The 17,026-nt window shown below is 67.9% G+C and carries 10 protein-coding genes; 3 read left to right on the top strand and 7 right to left on the bottom strand.

Annotation, left to right across the window (positions count from 1 at the left end; all coding sequences use genetic code 11):
• Positions 1-213: 213 nt before the first annotated feature.
• Positions 214-2,448 (top strand): FkbM family methyltransferase, encoded by a 2,235-nt coding sequence (locus KV097_RS00995; RefSeq protein ID WP_220364854.1) that lies wholly within the window; start codon positions 214-216, stop codon positions 2,446-2,448.
• Positions 2,449-2,501: 53 nt separating this feature from the next.
• Here KV097_RS00995 and KV097_RS00990 read toward each other — a convergent pair whose 3' ends face one another.
• Complete coding sequence (locus KV097_RS00990) at positions 2,502-3,524, bottom strand: GDP-L-fucose synthase (protein ID WP_220364853.1); 1,023 nt, start codon at positions 3,522-3,524, stop codon at positions 2,502-2,504.
• Positions 3,521-4,552, bottom strand: a complete 1,032-nt coding sequence (gene gmd / locus KV097_RS00985) for a GDP-mannose 4,6-dehydratase (RefSeq protein ID WP_220364852.1) — start codon at positions 4,550-4,552, stop codon at positions 3,521-3,523. The genes KV097_RS00990 and gmd overlap by 4 nt, the downstream gene beginning before the upstream one ends.
• A gap of 200 nt (positions 4,553-4,752) precedes the next feature.
• Between gmd and KV097_RS00980 the strand changes: the two genes are divergently transcribed.
• A complete protein-coding gene (locus tag KV097_RS00980) occupies positions 4,753-7,077 on the top strand; it encodes a hypothetical protein (protein ID WP_220364851.1) in 2,325 nt (774 codons plus the stop codon).
• 355 nt (positions 7,078-7,432) lie between these two features.
• Here the strand turns inward: KV097_RS00980 and panD are convergent, their stop codons facing one another.
• The 4 genes from panD to KV097_RS00960 all read right to left on the bottom strand — a co-directional run bounded on the left by panD (position 7,433) and on the right by KV097_RS00960 (position 10,790).
• Positions 7,433-7,855, bottom strand: coding sequence for an aspartate 1-decarboxylase (gene panD / locus KV097_RS00975; protein WP_220364850.1), 423 nt, complete (start codon positions 7,853-7,855; stop codon positions 7,433-7,435).
• A complete protein-coding gene (panC, locus tag KV097_RS00970; protein ID WP_220364849.1) occupies positions 7,855-8,721 on the bottom strand; it encodes a pantoate--beta-alanine ligase in 867 nt (288 codons plus the stop codon). The genes panD and panC overlap by 1 nt, the downstream gene beginning before the upstream one ends.
• Positions 8,718-9,638, bottom strand: coding sequence for a Rossmann-like and DUF2520 domain-containing protein (locus KV097_RS00965; protein WP_220364848.1), 921 nt, complete (start codon positions 9,636-9,638; stop codon positions 8,718-8,720). The genes panC and KV097_RS00965 overlap by 4 nt, the downstream gene beginning before the upstream one ends.
• A 111-nt stretch (positions 9,639-9,749) precedes the next feature.
• Positions 9,750-10,790 carry a DUF6270 domain-containing protein gene (locus KV097_RS00960; RefSeq protein WP_220364847.1) on the bottom strand — a complete coding sequence of 347 codons (1,041 nt, stop codon included), beginning with the start codon at positions 10,788-10,790 and terminating at the stop codon, positions 9,750-9,752.
• A 163-nt stretch (positions 10,791-10,953) separates the two neighbouring features.
• On the opposite strand from KV097_RS00960, the gene KV097_RS00955 reads away from it, so the two are divergent.
• Positions 10,954-14,178 carry a CDP-glycerol glycerophosphotransferase family protein gene (locus KV097_RS00955; protein ID WP_220364846.1) on the top strand — a complete coding sequence of 1,075 codons (3,225 nt, stop codon included), beginning with the start codon at positions 10,954-10,956 and terminating at the stop codon, positions 14,176-14,178.
• Between the two features lie 517 nt (positions 14,179-14,695).
• Here the strand turns inward: KV097_RS00955 and KV097_RS00950 are convergent.
• Positions 14,696-16,948, bottom strand: a complete 2,253-nt coding sequence (locus tag KV097_RS00950; RefSeq protein ID WP_220364845.1) for a CDP-glycerol glycerophosphotransferase family protein — start codon at positions 16,946-16,948, stop codon at positions 14,696-14,698.
• Positions 16,949-17,026: the final 78 nt, after the last annotated feature.

The raw sequence follows: 17,026 nt of genomic DNA, 5'->3' as shown, positions 1-17,026 counted from the left end.
CCGAGCGTGGTCGCGTCTCGGAGGACGTGCGCGCCGCGTACGAGGCGGCTCACTGACCGCGCGCGACATCATCCGGGCAGGCGGGACGAGCGTCCCTGCTCACTGATCACCGTCGACCTCCTGGCGTTCACCACACCTGAGGATTCGGCGCCGGAATCCTTGCGGCGAATGTCGGCCATTGGTTAGGGTCAGCAGACCTCGGAAGGGACACTGATGGTCACGACTGCAAGCTTCTTCGGCGTCGAGCTCGACAGGAAGCTCGCCCCACGGCCCGCATCCACCAGCGAGATCCTCGAGGTCTTCGAGATCCTCAAGCCGAAGGCGTCGGCGACACCGCTGATCCGAGTCGGCGGCGAGATCGACGGCGCCTATCTCGTGCCGGACGATCTCGACGGGATCGCCGCCTGCTTCTCGCCGGGCGTGAACCGGATCAAGTACTTCGAGGACTACCTGACCGACAACTACGGCATCGCAGCCCACATGGTCGACTTCTCGTGCGACGTCGACGAGTTCGTGACCCCGCTGCGCGAGGGCAAGCAGACGTTCGCCAAGAAGTGGCTGGACGTCGTGCCCGGAACCGACAACATCAGCCTGGACGACTGGGTCGACGAGCACGGCTCGGAGGGCGACCTGCTCCTGCAGATCGACATCGAGGGTGCCGAGTACCGCAACCTCCTCGGCACCTCCGACGAGACGCTCGCCCGGTTCCGGATGATCGTCCTCGAGGTCCACAACCTCGGCAAGATGCTCGACGAGCCGATCCTCAGCGGAGCCATCGCGCCGTTCTTCAGGAAGCTCGCGAAGAGCTTCACCACGGTGCACGCCCACCCCAACAACTGCTGCGGCGACTTTGAGGTACCCGGGACCGACATCCGGATCCCCCAGGTCCTCGAGCTCACCCTGGTCCGGAACGACCGGTTCACCCCGAGAGCCGGCACCCCGCTGCTCCCGCACCCGCTCGACGTGGGCCGGAACGTGCCGCGCGTCCCGCCGATGTTCCTCTCCGACGCCTGGTGCGACTACCAGCGGCCGCTCGAGTCGCGCGTCAAGATGCTCGAGGACGCCCAGCGCTACCACGAGGAGTACGAGTCCACGACGACCGCCACCGAGGACGAGCTGAAGTCGGTCCTCGCTCTCACCATGCGGAGCCTCCAGACGCTCAGCAGGCTCGGAGGACGCAAGCCCGGAAGTCTTGGCGAGCTGGTCGAGGTCGCGGCAGGCCGGCCCTACACGCTGAGCTCGGCGTACGACCGGACCAGCCGGATCGGGACCATTGAGCCACGGGACAACTACTTCTTCCACACCGGCTTCGGTCCGGGACAGTCGATCCGCGTGGACCTCGGCACTGCGAAGACGGTGCGCCGCATCGAGCTGACCAACCGCCGCGACATGCGTCAGGACCGCGCACGCCACATCTTCGTCGAGCTCACCGGGCCTCGGGGGACAAAGCGGGTCTTCCCCCTCTTCAAGGACGGCAAGCTCCCCGGTGGCAGCTGGCAGGAGGCATCGCTCGAGGTCCCGGACATCGCCGCGCGCTACGTCCGGATCATCAACCCCCTCAACACCGCGCTGCACCTCGCCGACCTGCGGGTGTTCGCCGTCGTCGGAGACGGCCCGGCGATCCCCTCCGCCCCGACGCCGCAGGCCACCCGTGTCACGCGCGCATCCCGCCGGATCGCGCGTGGCGTGAGGCGTCGGCTCAGGCGGAAGGCACGGAGGGGCTCAGCGTCATCCGGCTCGACCCGGCCTCTGGCAACGCGACCCGCGCCTCCCACCGAGGCCATGCCGCCCGCTCCCGTGACGACCTCGCCGGGGACGGAGCTGAACGTCATCGACGGCTGCGCCAGGTTCGGCGTCCCGATCCGGGGACTCATCCATGTCGGCGCCAACTCCGGCCAGGAGTATCCGGAATACCAAGCACGGACGACGGGCCCGCTGCTCTACGTCGAGGCGATCCCCGCCCTCGCCGAACGCGTGCGCCAGCGGCTCGATCCCCATCGTCCTCACGTCATCCGGCAGGCGCTGCTGTCCGACACTACCGGCGATGCGGTGACCTTCCACGTCTCGTCGAACGGCGGTGCTTCCTCGAGCATGTTCGAGGCGGGACGCCACGCCACCGAGTACCCGAGCGTCACCTTCGAGGAGAAGGTGGAGCTGGTGACCGAGCGGCTCGACGACATCGTCTCCGAGCGTCCCGAGGCCGCCGATTACAACGTCATCCTGCTCGACGTCCAGGGAGCAGAGTTCAAGGTCCTCCAGGGCGCGCCGGACCTCCTGACCCAGGTCGACGCCGTCCTCGCCGAGGTCGCGCCAGAACCCCTCTACGAGGGAGGTTGCACCTTCCTCGAGGTCACCAACCTGCTCGCCGAGGCAGGTCTCGTCTTCCGCGATGCCGTGATGACGTCCAAGGGCTGGGGCGAGGCGCTCTACACCCGCAGCAAGGGGTGAGGGAGCAGAATCCCCTCTCGTATCTGAGGTCCGGACCCTGGGTCAGCCCGGCGTCAGCGCCTGAGGTCGAGGACGTGCTCCCGATACCACGCAACGGTACGTTCAAGGCCTTCCTGAAGACCGATCTTCGAGGTCCAGCCGGCCGCCGCGAGCTTGGAGACGTCGAGCAGCTTCTGAGGGGTCCCGTCGGGCTTGGTGGTGTCCCACTCCGTCGTGCCCTCGAACCCGACGACCTCCGCGATCGTGTCGGCGATCTCGCGGATCGTGACGTCCGATCCCGTGCCGACGTTGACCTGCTGAGGCCCGTCATAGTGCTCGAGCAGGTGGAGGCAGGCGTCGGCCATGTCGTCGGAGTGGAGGAACTCGCGCCGCGGGTTGCCCGTGCCCCAGTTGGTCACGGTGTCCCGCCCTGCCTGGACGGCCTCGTCGTAGCGCCGGATCAGGGCGGGCAGCACGTGGGAGCCGGTCGGCGAGAAGTTGTCGTTCGGGCCGTACAAGTTCGTCGGCATCGCCGAGATCCACGGTAGTCCGTATTGTCGGCGTACGGCCTGGATCTGAAGGATGCCGGCGATCTTCGCGATCGCGTAGGCGTCGTTGGTCGGCTCGAGGTGGCCGGTCAGCAGTGCGTCCTCGATGATCGGCTGCTCGGCGTACTTGGGGTATATGCACGACGACCCGAGGAAGAGGACCCGCTCGACACCATGGGCGAGCGCCGCATCGAGCACGTTGCCCTGGATCCGCAGGTTGTCGCTGAGGAAGTCCACGGGGTAGGTGGAATTGGCCAGGATCCCTCCCACCTTGGCGGCGGCCAGCACGAGGTATCTCGGTTTCATCACGTCGATGACCCTGAACGTCGCGTCGCGGTCCAGCAGATCGAGCTCGGACGAGCTCCTGCCGACGAGGTTTGTGAACCCCTCCGACTCGAGCTTGCGCCAGATCGCCGAGCCCACGAGACCCCGGTGGCCCGCCACGTAGAAGGTCGCGTCGCGGTCCAGCGGTCCTGGCGTGTACGCGACCTGGTCCCTGTCGTCGACAACCCTCTGCAGGGCGGCCCGCTCGCTCGTCGCGCTGCTCATGCGATCCTCCAGGACGGCAGGTCGACCTTGTCGATCCACGGTGTTCCAGCGCACTCCAACGCCTCGATGTCTGCATCCACCATGAGCTTGGCCAGAGCATACCCGTCGATCGTCGGCTTCCAGCCCAGCTTCTCGGCCGCCTTTGACCCGTCACCGATGAGGGCGTCGACCTCGGAGGGACGCAGGTAGCGCTCGTCGAAGCGGACGTGGTCCGTCCAGGTCAGCCCGGCGTGGGAGAAGGAGATCTCGAGGAACTCCCGCACAGTCAGGCCGGTGCCGGTGGCGAGCACGTAGTCGTCGGGCTCGTCGACCTGCAGCATCCGCCACATCCCCTCGACGTACTCCGCCGCGTAGCCCCAGTCGCGGATGGCGTCCAGGTTGCCCATGTAGAGGTGCTCCTGCTTGCCGGCCTTGATCGCGGCGACGGCCCGGGTGATCTTGCGCGTCACAAAGGTCTCACCTCGACGAGGCGACTCGTGGTTGAACAGGATCCCGTTCACCGCGTACATGTCGTACGCCTCGCGGTAGTTCTTGGTGATCCAGTAGCTGTAGAGCTTGGCCGCGGCGTACGGGGAGCGCGGGTGGAACGGCGTGTCCTCGTTCTGCGGGGGCGGAGTCGAGCCGTACAGCTCCGAGGAGGAGGCCTGGTAGAAGCGGGTGTCGATGCCGGCCATGCGCACGGCCTCCAGCAGCCGGATGGTGCCGGTCCCTGTGGTGTCTGCGGTGTGCTCCGGCTCGTCGAACGAGACCCGTACGTGGGACTGTGCGGCCAGGTTGTAGACCTCGTCGGGGTCCACCTCGCTCAGCAGCGTCACCAGGCGGGCTCCGTCACCGAGATCGCCGTAGTGGAGGAAGAGCTTGGCGTCCGGGTCGTGGGGATCGACGTAGAGGTGGTCGATCCGCGCCGTGTTGAAGGTCGACGCGCGACGGATCAGGCCATGCACCTCGTATCCCTTGGCGAGCAGGAGCTCGGCGAGATACGACCCGTCCTGGCCGGTAATGCCGGTGATGAATGCGCGCTTGCTCAATGGGGTTCCTTGCCTCGCGCGGCGCCAGGCATCCCTGGCACCTACCAGAGCAGCACAGACTACATCGCTGAGAGTCGCGATCAAGATGTTCCGCGCGATCTCCGCGCTTTGACGGCCGCCTCTGTAGTCTTCGACCCACGGCGAGTCCTGTCGCCAGGCGCGCCTCGTGCCGCCGTTTGGACGATGTGAAGGAGAGGTCTGTGGGTGCGCTGGCAGCTTCCAAGCGGACGGACGGTGCCGACCTGCCGGTCATCCCGAGAGGCACTGTCCTGCTGCCGGTCGGCGACAAGTTTGCCGGGACCATCGACATGCTCACGCACGACTGGTTCAAAGCGCTGCCGGTGATCCGGGGGTTCTCCCCCGTCAGGTTCGGCAAGAAGCGGCAGCTCCGGCTGTCGGCGCAGCTCGCCGACGCGCACGCCGACTACCTCGTCGTCGACAACACCACGGCGCTCGCGAGCATCGGCGAGATGGAGTCGTCCCGCCGATGGCGCCGACGGTACGACGCCTTCGTCGCCACCTGCCTCGAGCACTTCCCCGCCGACCGCATCATCCTCGTACGCTCGCACGCGTCGCGGCTCTGGCTCGACGACAAGCTAGAGCCTGCGCCGACCGTCGCGACCGCCGAGCAGGCGAGGGTCCTCGCCGAGCTGGACGACTACTTCATCACGAAGACCTCCTGCCGGGTCTCCGACGTCGCGCTGCGGCACTTTCCAGTCGGTCCGGACGCGTTCGTGTTCGACAAGTCGATGGCCTCCGACCTCGAGCGCGACATCGTTCGGCTGTGCTCGACGCAACCTCGACGCCGCCCGTTCGCCCTGGGCACGGTGTTCCACCGGTCCGCAGCCTCTCTCTCCACCTTGCCGGTCGTCGCCGACACGATCGTCTCCCGGGTGACCGAAGGAGCTTCCGTCGACGCTGCCGAGGTCGCGGAAAGGCTGAGCGGCTCTGCCGATGCCACCTGGGACGACCTGATCGCACTCGTCTACCTCCAGTCCTCCGGCAGCGACCCGGAGAAGGTACAGCGCTGTGTCGCGGCGGCTGCTCGACAGCAGCGATCCGCACCCGCTCGGGAGACCGCGCACCTGTTCCGGCGGGGCCTGGAGGCCTTGCGCGCGAACCCGGGGTGCGCCGTCGCTCTGCCCCGGCGGATTCCCGACCTCGACGACGTCGTCTACGTCGATCGCCGGGGGCACCTACGGTTCGGCGCCGACGGCACCATCACGCGTTCCCTCGCCGACCAAGGTGAGGAGTTCGACGCCCACGGCGTCGCCGACGCGAGCACGACGCTCTCACTCGGCACCGTGTCCCGTGCGCTCGGATCCTGGCCGCTCTATCTGGAACGGGCCCGTCGCGGACACACGGACGCGCTGGTCGTCGCCGTACGGTCGCCGCTCGAGCTCGTCGCGAGTTGCGCTTGGCTGGACTGGGAGGAGCTCCTCGACGCCGAGAACCTGGTCGTCGTGGGCCCCGACGGCGCGGTGCCGCCGCCGCTGGCGGCCAAGGTCGACCTGTCGTTCCTCTTCGACCCCGCGACACGTGTCGTCCGGGTCAACGGCGGAATGATGGACCAGGTCCAGATCATCGCGGGGTTCGCCAGTGACTGCGCCTCCGCCGGGAAGAACATCTACCTCCACGACTTCCACTACTCCTACGTCCGAGTCCACAACGGGTTCGTCGCCTCCCAACTCGCTCCGTGGCTTGAGGAGCGCCGCATCACCCGGTTGATCTCACGACCGCTCCACGACTCGTGGGTCGCCGCCATCCGGGAGATCTCCGTGCCCGATGACGCCGTCCGCAACGCGCTGACGTGGATCAAGCTGGGCCTTCACGAGCTGATGGGCTACGCCCAGTGGGGCTATCCGACCGGTGTGCGGATCGTCGAGGCCAAACCCGACTTCCCCGTGGTGATGATGAAGACGGCCGCAATCCAGCGGGACCTGATCTCCCGTGACCTTCCGCCCGTGCCGATGTTCATCCACCCGATCATGATCGCCCCGTTCGACGGCCGTGGGCGCAAGGCCTTGCGCAAGAGCTTCAGCTACTCCCACCTGCGCCCCGACGAGCTCAGCGGCGAGAACGCGCGCGTGAGGCGGTTCCTCGAGTCCTCACCGACGCTCGCGGTTCACGTGCGCCGCGGGGACTACGTGCAGGGGGGCTTCCCCGACTGGCACGCGGGCGCCTCGCAGTACAAGCGCGCCATCGAGTACGTGCGCGAGACGGTGTGGACGCAGGGCCAGACCCTGAACATCGCGGTGTTCTCCGATGACCCGACGTTCGTCAGCCTGCACGCGGACGAGTACGGGCTCGACCTGGCCGACGGGGAGGTCCTCACCATCGATTGGAACTGGCACTTCGATGCCGTCTGGGACTCCTACCTCATGTCCTTGTGCCCGGTCGTGATCGCCTCCGTCGGACGCTTCGCCGCGACCTCGGCGATGCTGGCCGACGCCCCGAACACGCTCGTCCGGACGGTCGAGGACCGATCCTGGGTCATCTGGGGGGCCGAGAGCCACCGCGCGTGACCGCCGCGCGTCCTGCGGTGACCGGGCCCATCAGGAGGTGCGCTCGGCCACGGTGCGCAGGCCGATGAACATGAGGTCTGGCTCGCGCGCCGGGATCATCCGCGCCACGTTTCCATCGACGAGTCCCGCGAACCCGAACACCATCCCGGACTGGACGGCCTCGACGGGGTTCTCGCGATCACACCCCGAGGCCGTACGAGCTCGACCGACCGCAGCTCCGGCCCTCGCCGGGCGAGCGCCTCGAGCGAGATCTCGATGCCGGCCGAGATCACGCCGCCCATTTGGGGCATCTCGTGCAGGATCGCCGTCAGCTCGACGCCGTCGAAGACACGGCTCCATCTGACGAATCGCGTACTCAGCAGGTCGGGGCAGTGCGATCTCCGCGCACGGTGGCGGTGCCGGGGACCGGCTCGGCGGGGTCGGAACCGGTCCCGACGATGCGGTTCTCGGTGTCGACGAACACCACGCGGGGCTGGAGGTCTCGGGCCTCGGCATCGGTCACCTGTGCGTACGCGATCAGGATGACGAGGTCGCCAGGGTGCACCAGCCGGGCGGCAGCGCCGTTGATGCCGATCACGCCCGAGCCGCGCTCGCCGGCGATCGCGTACGTCTCGAGCCGCGCGCCGTTGTCGATGTCGACGATGTGGACGAGCTCACCGGGCAGGATGTCGGCGGCCTCGAGCAGGTCGGTGTCGACGGTCACCGACCCGACGTAGTGCAGGTCGGCCTGTGTCACCGTGGCGCGGTGGATCTTGGACTTCATCATCGTCCGCAGCATCAGCGATCCTCTCCGGCGCCGAGCCGGACGGCAATGTTGTCGATCAGACGGGTGGAGCCGAGCCGTGCGGCGACCAGCAGGCGCGCCTCGCTTCCGGCGACCAGCTCACCGAGCTCGGGCGAGCGCAGGGTGAGGTAGTCGACGTCCAGGTCGCCGGTCTCCTCGAGCACGGTGTGGGCCGCGTCGAGCACGGCGTCTGCACCTCCGGCTCCGGCGTCCGCACCGGCACGCAGCGCCCGGGACAGGGCGAGCGCGCGCCGGCGCTCGTCGGCGGTGAGGTAGCGGTTGCGCGACGAGAGGGCGAGCCCGTCGTCCTCGCGGATCGTCGGGCAGCCCACCACGTGCACCGGCATGCACAATGTCCGCGTCGCCTGCCGGATCAAGACCAGCTGCTGGTAGTCCTTCTCCCCGAAGACGGCAACGTCGGGGCGGGTCAGGCCAAGGAGCTTCGTGACGATCGTGAGGACGCCACGGAAGTGGGTGGGCCGGACCGCCCCTTCGAGCTCGCCACCCAGCGGGCCAGCGTCGACCGTCACCCCGCGCGCCTCCGGGCCGTCGGGATACATCTCGCTGACCGCGGGGTGAAAGACGACGTCCACGCCGGCACCGGCGAGCGCCGCCAGGTCGGCGTCCCAGGTGCGGGGGTAACGGTCCAGGTCCTCCCCCGCCCCGAACTGTGTGGGGTTGACGAAGACCGACACGACGACCACGTCGGCCAGCTCGCGGGCGCGGGCGACCAGCGCGAGATGACCCTCGTGCAGCGCCCCCATCGTCGGGACCAGTGCGAGCGAGCGTCCCTGTGCGCGCGCGGGCGCGAGCGCGGCGTCCAGGTCGCCTCGCGTGGCGGCGACCAGCGGTCGGCTCATGCGCCGGTCCGGCTGTCCTCGGAGACCAGCGTCGCCAGCACGTCCCACTCCGACTCGCGCAGCACCTTGCGGATCGCCACCGCCCGGGCCGCGTCGAGGCGCCCGTCGGCGACGGCGTGGGTGGAGGTCGCGCGTGCCATCGCCACGTAGGCGTCGAGGATGGGGGCCGGCTGCTCGTGCAGCGCCGCCACGTGCGCGCGCACCGTCTCCACGTCGCCCCGCACGACCGGGCCGGTCAGCGCGGCGTCCTCGTAGAGCAACGCGTTCTCGAGCGCCGCGGTCAGCAGCGGCCGCAGCACGGCTGCCGGGTCCTCGGCGCCGGTACGGCGCAGGATCTGCATCGCCTGCGAGACGATCGTGACCAGGTGGTTGGAGCCGTGCGCGAGCGCTGCGTGGTAGCTCGTACGGTCCTCGTCCCGGATCCACATTGGCCGCCCGCCGAGGTCGGCGACCAGACACTCGGCGATCTCACGCTCGGCCGCGTCTGCGGTAAGGCCGAAAACGGCGCCGTCGAGTCGGCTGAGGTCGACGTCGGTGCCGGTGAAGGTCATCGCGGGATGCAGGGCGACCGGCCGCGCACCGACGTGCGCCGCCGCGGCGAGGACGCCGAGTCCGTGACGCCCGCTGGTGTGCACCACGACCTGCCCCGGCCGCAGGTGCCCGTCGAGGGCGAGCTCGGCCACGAGGGCCGGAAGGGTGTCGTCAGGCACCGCGAGCAACAGGACGTTCGCACGTGCGGCGACGTCCGCAGGCATCAGCAGCGGGACTCCGGGCAGCAGCGTGTCGATCCGGGTGCGGGAGGCCGCGGAGCGGCCGCTCGCCGCGACGATCTGATGGCCGGCGTCGCGCAGCCGGGCGGCGAGCACCGCGCCGACGCGACCAGCACCGACCACGCCCACGGCGTGGAGGAAGGTCATCGATGTGCCTTTCGTTCCAGTCCCCGCGGGGTACCAGACAAACGGACCTGGTCAGTGTACGTCTCTGGAGCGTTGCCGTGGCGAAGCTGTGCGGCGCATCACACTACGAGGTCATGGGCGTCGGACGGGGTGCTGGGAGCTCCGCAGTCGCCGAACGCCGCGAAGTGCCCGGCGCTGTATCGCGTTGCTGACCGTGCCCCGAGCAGCCCGCTTCTCCGACGCACGTACGCGTTCTTGCTCGCGCTCCAACGCGGCCTCCAACTGGTCGGCCTTTCGGGCGGCCGTAGCCGCCCCGAAAGTGGCGATGTCGGCGAGCTTGGCGGGGTCGACGCCGGATCGGGCGAGGTGGATCTGGTGGAGTTCGCCGAGGAAGCGTCCGTAGTAGTCCATCGAGTAGTGGACGTAGAACGGGCCCCACGGGTGATCGTCGAAGGTGGGAAAGTCCTCCTCGGTCAGATCGATCACCTCGACGCCGTGAGCCGCGGCCGCGTAGTCGTCGAACATCCGCCAGCAGGCGTCATACAGTTCGACGTCAATCTTGGTCACTTTGCGGTGCTTGCGTAGCGACACTGTCCGCGCCTTGTCCGGAAGCCAGAGGCGGTCGGTGTTGCGGCCTCGATGGAGGACCACCACGGTGTTGGGCAGTTCTCGGCGAACCATCGCCATGAACGCGTCGAACGCCTCTCGCCATCGCGACATGTATGCGTCCGGGTCGTCCTGCACCCTCATCGTGACTGCGTCACCGGACTCCGTCATTCGTCGATAGAACGGGGTCGGCCACAGCTTCCAGCGGTTGTTGGTCACCGCCGAGCCACCGGGCAACTGGAGTATGCCGAAGTGCACGTCGCCGAAGAAGTCGAGGACTAGGTAGCCCGGGGAGGCATCGAAGAGCGCGCCGAGAAACTCTTTGCTGGTATCTGTCCGCACGTTCCAGCGGTCGTACTCGGAGGAGCCCGGCGTGTAGTCGTCCTCCGCCAGATCCACCGGTTGAGACATCAGGCTGATGAGAGACGACTGATTCTGCATCAGCACGCAGGTGTAGTGCCGCTTGTAGTCAGGGTTGAAGCGAGAGTTGAAGGCATCGCGGGTAATACAGCTGCCGAAGATCGCAACTGTCGACGGGCCGGACCGCTCAACTTCGCCGCTCAGCACTAGTTCACCTCCACGACGCCCTGCCGTCACGTACGCCCTCCCCTCTCGACGCTTCCGGGCAACCGAGCGTGAGGGGTGAATGAGGCGCGCTGCATACTTGTCTGCGATGACATCGTACTGGAGACGGCAGCAGCCGTCGGACGCGCGAGGAGCGATCGAGAAAATGACCGCACGACGCCAGCAGCCACCGGCCCCGTCGCCGTGGTCACGCCTACCGCGTCCGGTCCGCCGTCTCGCGTCCCGCGTACGCGGGCGCCGCACGCCCGCGCTCTCGGTCATCATCCCCGTCTACAACGTCGAGCCCTACCTGCGCGAGTGCCTCGACAGCACGCTTGGCCAGACCTTGACCTCGCTCGAGGTCATCGTCGTCGATGACGGTTCCACCGACGGCAGCCCTGACATCATTGCCGAGTATGCGCGCAAGGACAGCCGAATCCGGGCCTTTCGACAGGAGAACGCGGGACAGGGCGCAGCCCGCAACCTCGGCGTCGAGGCATCCCGTGGCGAGTTCATCACGTTCCTCGACGCCGACGACACGATCCCGCGCGGGGCCTACGGGTATATGGTCGACTCCCTTCGCAGATCGGGCTCCGATTTCTCCGTCGGCTCGGTCCAGCGCGTGCAGAACGGCCGCAAGTCCCCTGCTCCGTGGGACGAGAGCATCCACGCCAGGGACCGTTTCGGCGTCACGCTCGCAGAGTTCCCGGACGCGCTGCAAGACGTCATCGCCTGCAACCGGATGATCCGCCGCGACTTCTGGATCGAGAAGGTGGGGGGATTCCGCGGCGGTATCGCGTACGAGGACCACGTCCCGATGGTCGCAGCTTACGTTCGCGCAGACCGTTTCGACATCCTCAAGCGGGTGACGTACTGGTGGCGCATCCGCGAGGACAACACGTCGACGGGCCAGCAGAAGCACCAGCTCCAGAACCTCGTCGACCGGATCGCGGTCAAGGACGAGGCCCACGCCCTCCTCGTCGACGAAGCTAGCCCGGAGGTATTCGATGCCTGGGTCGGCCGGGTCCTGAACCTCGACTTCGCCCCCTTCCTGCGGCACGCGCTCAACGCCGACGACGAGTACCGCCGTACGCTCTCGGCGGCCTATGCCCGGTACTGCGCCATGGCCACCCCCTCGGCGTGGAGCTGTGTCAGCCTCTCCAAGAAGCTGCGTGGCTGGCATGCCGCCAAGGGTGACTGGGGTGCCGTCGACCTCACGGACACCTACTTCCGCAACCACGGGAACGTTCCGCCCACCTGCGTGACCGACGGACGAGTGTTGGCCGACCTCGAAATCTGTGACCGGCTCGATCCCGCGCTTCCAGACAGTCTGCTCGAGCTTTCAACGCTCGAGACCGACCTCCTCACCGCGCTCCTGCGGATCCGCTGGAGCACGCCGACGACCCTGGAGGTCGACGGCTGGGCGCTGATCAAGGGAATCGACCTGGAGCACGCAACCCCTCGGCTCTCCCTGCGCCTCGTTGGTTCGAGCACCGGAACGGTCCTCACGCTGGATCCTCGCCCCGCATTCCATCCCGAGCTGCGGGAAGCGGTCGCCCACCGCTACCAGAACTACGACGCCGCTGGCTTCGTGGTGACCGTCGACGCCGCCGACCTCGACGCTCTGCCCCCGGACCGCTGGACGCTTGAGGCGGACGTCGAGGTCGCCGGGGTCCGCCGCCAGGGCGGATTCCACCGCGCCATCGTCAGCAGCTCGGCAGCGCTGCCCCACCGACCGCACCCGCTTCCGGGTTCCGAAACCGTGGTGACCCCTTCCTGGCACCCCGAAGACGGATTCGGGATCGTCGTGGAAGACCCCGCGGAGAAGCCCTTCGTCGACAAGGCGCCCGGGCCCGCCGCAGAGGTGCACCAGGCCGCGCTCGAGGACGAGATCGTGCTTCGGGTGAAGCTACACGGCGTCACGGCGAGCTCCGTCGCTGCAGCCTCGCTCACCAGTCCACGACACGTGGTGGCGTGCATGGCCGCAACCCCTGAGGGCGACGACGTCATAATCCGCTTCCCGGTTTCGGAGTCGCGATTCGGTGGACCGATCCTTCCGCTCGTTCATGGAACCTACTCGGTCGAACTCACCCTCGACGACGGCCAGTCGATCCTCGCCCGGGTCGCCGACGGTCTCGGCCATGAGCTCCCACGCCGGGACCACAGCAGCCGGCTAGATGCCCGATGGACAACCAAGAAGTCGGGTGAGCTGCGGCTGACACTCCTCGCGCCGCTGTCGGTCGATGAACGTGGTGCATGGGCGCGGACGCGGCTCCAGCAGCGCTACCAAACGGAGGCGCACGCCCCCGAGAACAGCGTCTTCTTCCAGTGCTACCGGGGGGAGTTCGCCACCGACAGTCAGCGTGCTCTGCACGACGAACTTCGACGATCCCGGCCAGACCTGACCCTCTACTGGGGCGTCGCCGACTACGCCACGGTCGTTCCCGAGGGCGGTGTGCCACTCCTCATCGGGTCGGCAGCTTGGCACGACAAGCTCGGCTCGTCGCGATACCTCTGCAACAACATCGACTTCGACTCGTTCTTCCGCAAGAAGCCCCACCAGCGCTACCTCCAGACCTTCCACGGTTACCCGTTCAAGTCGATGGGCGCCTCCTTCTGGCGCGGCAAGCTCTTCTCCCCGGGCCGGGTCGCCGAAGAGTGTGAACGCCGCAACACCGAGTGGGACGCTATCCTCGTCCCAGCTGAATTCTGCGCCGACTTCTACCGTGACGAGTACGCCTACGACGGCGAGATCCTCGCTGTCGGTTATCCGCGCACCGACGCGCTCGTCAATCCGGGAGCACAAGCGGTCCGCACGGAGACCCGTCGCCGGCTCGGGATCGCCGCGGACAAGACCGTGGTGCTCTACGCACCCACATACCGCGACAAGCTCACCACGCGCACCTTCGCAGCAAAGAGATTCGACGAGTTGGACATCGAACGACTCTGCCAGCGCCTGGGTGAGGGGACGGTGGTGCTCCTGCGAGGCCACAACAACAACGTCCGTGAACTCGATCGCGTTCGGGGACATGCGCAGGTCATCGACGTCACCGACTACCCAGAGATCAACGACCTGACGCTCGCGGCAGACGTGGCCGTGCTCGACTACTCCTCCCTGCGCTTCGACTGGGCAGTCACGGGCAAGCCGATGGTTTTCTTCGTGCCGGACCTCGAGGAGTACTTCGATCTGCGTCCGCCCCTCTTTGAGTTCTCGGCGAGCGCACCGGGGCCATGGGCCCGCACGACGGACGAGGTCATCGATCTCCTGGCCGATCTCCCGTCTGTGACGAGCCAGTACGCTGAGGCGATGGCATTGTTCAACAAGACGTACAACGCCCATCACGACGGGCATGCCTCCGAGCGAGTCGTCGCCGCCTTCTTCGGTTCCTGAGCAGGATGTCCGTCGCCATCGCGCTTCGCGCCGAGACGTCGACGTGGTTACGGCGCACCGTCTGTTGTGGTCCCTGCTCGAACTGACCCGGTAGCGGCTGGTGCTCCCTCTCCTCGCGAGGCTGCGGCGTTATGGCGAGCGACTGGGGTCGCCGTAGCGGCCAGTTACTCGGACACGAACGGAGGCCGTGGCGGCGGCCTCCCGGACCCTGGTGTTCCTCCCGTTCTTCGTTGCCGGCTGGTACGCCCGCGAGCAGGGGGCCGCTCGCCCTCCTGCACCGTTCACCTCCGTGCCGGAGCAATCCACCTTGCGGCTACCATCCTGTCGAGATCCTGATGCACCTCGTGCCCCCGTGCGCGCGATCGAGCGAGGGTGGATCGACCGAGAGATGGACGATCCCGGATCGATCCTGGCGCCGGTCGCGGCCGTCGTCGTATGGACGGCTGACGGTCGACACGGGTGGCGGACCGCTGGCACCCCCACGGCTCGGCTGGTCGCTTCCTCCAGCCAACCCGTGTCAGTACTCGTAGATGGCATCGACCACGCGAGCCGCGGCGTTACCGTCATCGAGCGGATTGAACCGCTCGATCCAGGCCGCGTACCGCGGCTCGTGAGAGGCATGCACCGACGCGACGTCCCTCAGCACGGCGACGACATCGTCGAACGAGCGCACGAGCGGACCGGGCGAGACCTCTGCGAGGTCGAAGTACATCCCGCGTCGCTCATCCCGATAGTGCTCGTAGTCCGGGACGAAGAAGACCATCGGCTTCCCGGTGCGGCTGTAGTCGAACATCACTGAGGAGTAGTCGGTGATGAGGACGTCCGCCGCCAGAAACAGGTCGTTGATCTCAGGATAGGCGGTGACATCACGCACCTGCCCCCCGTCGGCGGGGCGACTCCACCGCCTGATGTTCATATGCCCACGGACCAGAACAACGTAATTCGGCCCGAGAGCAACGGCCAGTCGCTCGACGTCGAGCAGGTCAGGCATCGTTCGCGATCCATCACGCCAGGTCGGCGCATAAAGAACGACGCGACTGCCCGCCGCAATGCCGAGCCTGTCCCTGACCATCGTCGCGCGCGCTGATGGCGCCTGCCACAAAGCATCATTACGCGGGTAACCGAGCTGGTGGATCGGGCCTTCGTAGAACCACGCCTCGGGGAAGATCGCGGCGCTGTGCGGATTCGGAGCTAGCAGGTGATCCCAGCGTGAGACGTACGCCCGGATCTGCTCGGGGAACTCCGACCGTGTCGCGGTTGCGGGCCGGTGATAGCCAAGCAGCTTCAGCGGAGTGCCGTGCCAGGTCTGGACGACCTCCTGCCCGTCACGTCTCTCAAGCCCGGCGGGCAGACCGGCGTTGAAGGTGAGGAAGCGGGAGCGGGCCACCACCTCCCACCATTCACGCGTGTAACGCAGCACCGGTGTGGCGTCGGGAGGCACCGGCACTCCACGGTGAGCAATCCCGAAGTACGACCGCAGCGGCGATCTGCGCGCCCTCAGCTCAGTGTGGATGGCAGCAGCACTGTCCGTCGCACTCGTCCCGCCATAGCATTCGAAGTACGCGATCTGCTCCACCCCCTGCCTGGCACGGTAGTCACGCCGGAGCTGGCGCTGGGCGTAGGCGCCACGTTCGTCGTCGGCGAGCGGCGCCGCGAGCACAATGCGCAGCTGACCCTTCGCCGTCTGCTCAGCGCGGACCCGTAGCTCGTCAGTGCAGCGGTCTGCGAGGTCTCCGGTGAATTGCGGGCCAACCGCCACCGGGACCGGCTGTCCCTCGCGCTCCGCGACGACGAGGTACCTTCCTGGGGCGAGGAGCATCCGTCTCCCCCATCGCGAGGGGCGCAGGTCGACGACTGCAACGCAGGTGTCGCCGTCACCTGCTGACAGCTCGATGGTCGCGGTCGCGAGTGGCCCGCGCAGGAACACCTCGACGCCATCGACCGGGTCGGCGTAGGAGCACTCCATGACCAGACGGTCGCCCTCGAGCCTCCATCTCGCCACCTCCAGAACCGGCTCTCGGACGAGCTCCACGTAACCGCGTGCTCCCCTCGCGACGGAGATACCACCCGGGACGCCGGAAATCCTGGCGCCGTCGCGACGTGCCCACTGCACACGGAGCTCGTCGCCACCTTCCGTGGTCACTCGCACGTCCCAGCGCACGCCGCCAGGAAGGTCGCGCGGGACCACCACAGCCGTCCGTGCATCGCCCGGGACCACGGCGGCATCCAGACGTGCGGTCCCGTCGACTTCAACCAGGCTGGCACCGATGAGGCGGCGCTGCGTCTCGAGGAGCAGCACCGCGCCACGCGGCTCCTGGTCGAGCAGCTCCACGAGCACCACCGGGGCATTGACCGCCGCGACGACGAGCCCGTCGTTCCACATCGCCCTTATCCGGCGGCCGCCGACCACGTCACTGACCACCGCTCGAGACAGGCAACCACGATCGCGGGCGTCGAACGTCCCAGTTCGGTCGATCCCACCTCGCCGGACCCGATACACGAGCCGCCACGTTCGGCGCGACTGACTCTGCACCACCCTGCCGAGATCGAACCGGGCAACAAACCCGCTCCCACGCTGGTCAGCCGCGACGTCGTCGACGATCTCCGCCACCCTGGCGTCCTGCACCTGTCGCAGGGTCGTCGGCTCGATCCTCGTCCGGCCCGCGCCCGTCAACCAGATCGCCAGTTCGCGCGGATCGGTTGTGGGCGCTACACCTGGGAGGACCACCCAACCGGCAACCTCGAGCACGGTGGGGGTCAGCCAGGTCACCGAAGCGATGCACGTCCGGGCCCGGGCGCCGCCGGGCACCCCTGGTTCGCTCCGGCGCGCTCGCCCTGTGGTCCATGA

This window comes from Mumia sp. zg.B17, assembly GCF_019550915.1.
In the GTDB taxonomy this organism is placed as follows: Bacteria; Actinomycetota; Actinomycetes; order Propionibacteriales; family Nocardioidaceae; genus Mumia.
The sequence above is the reverse complement of the archived record's forward strand: the minus strand, read 5'-3'. Positions and strand labels throughout refer to the sequence as shown.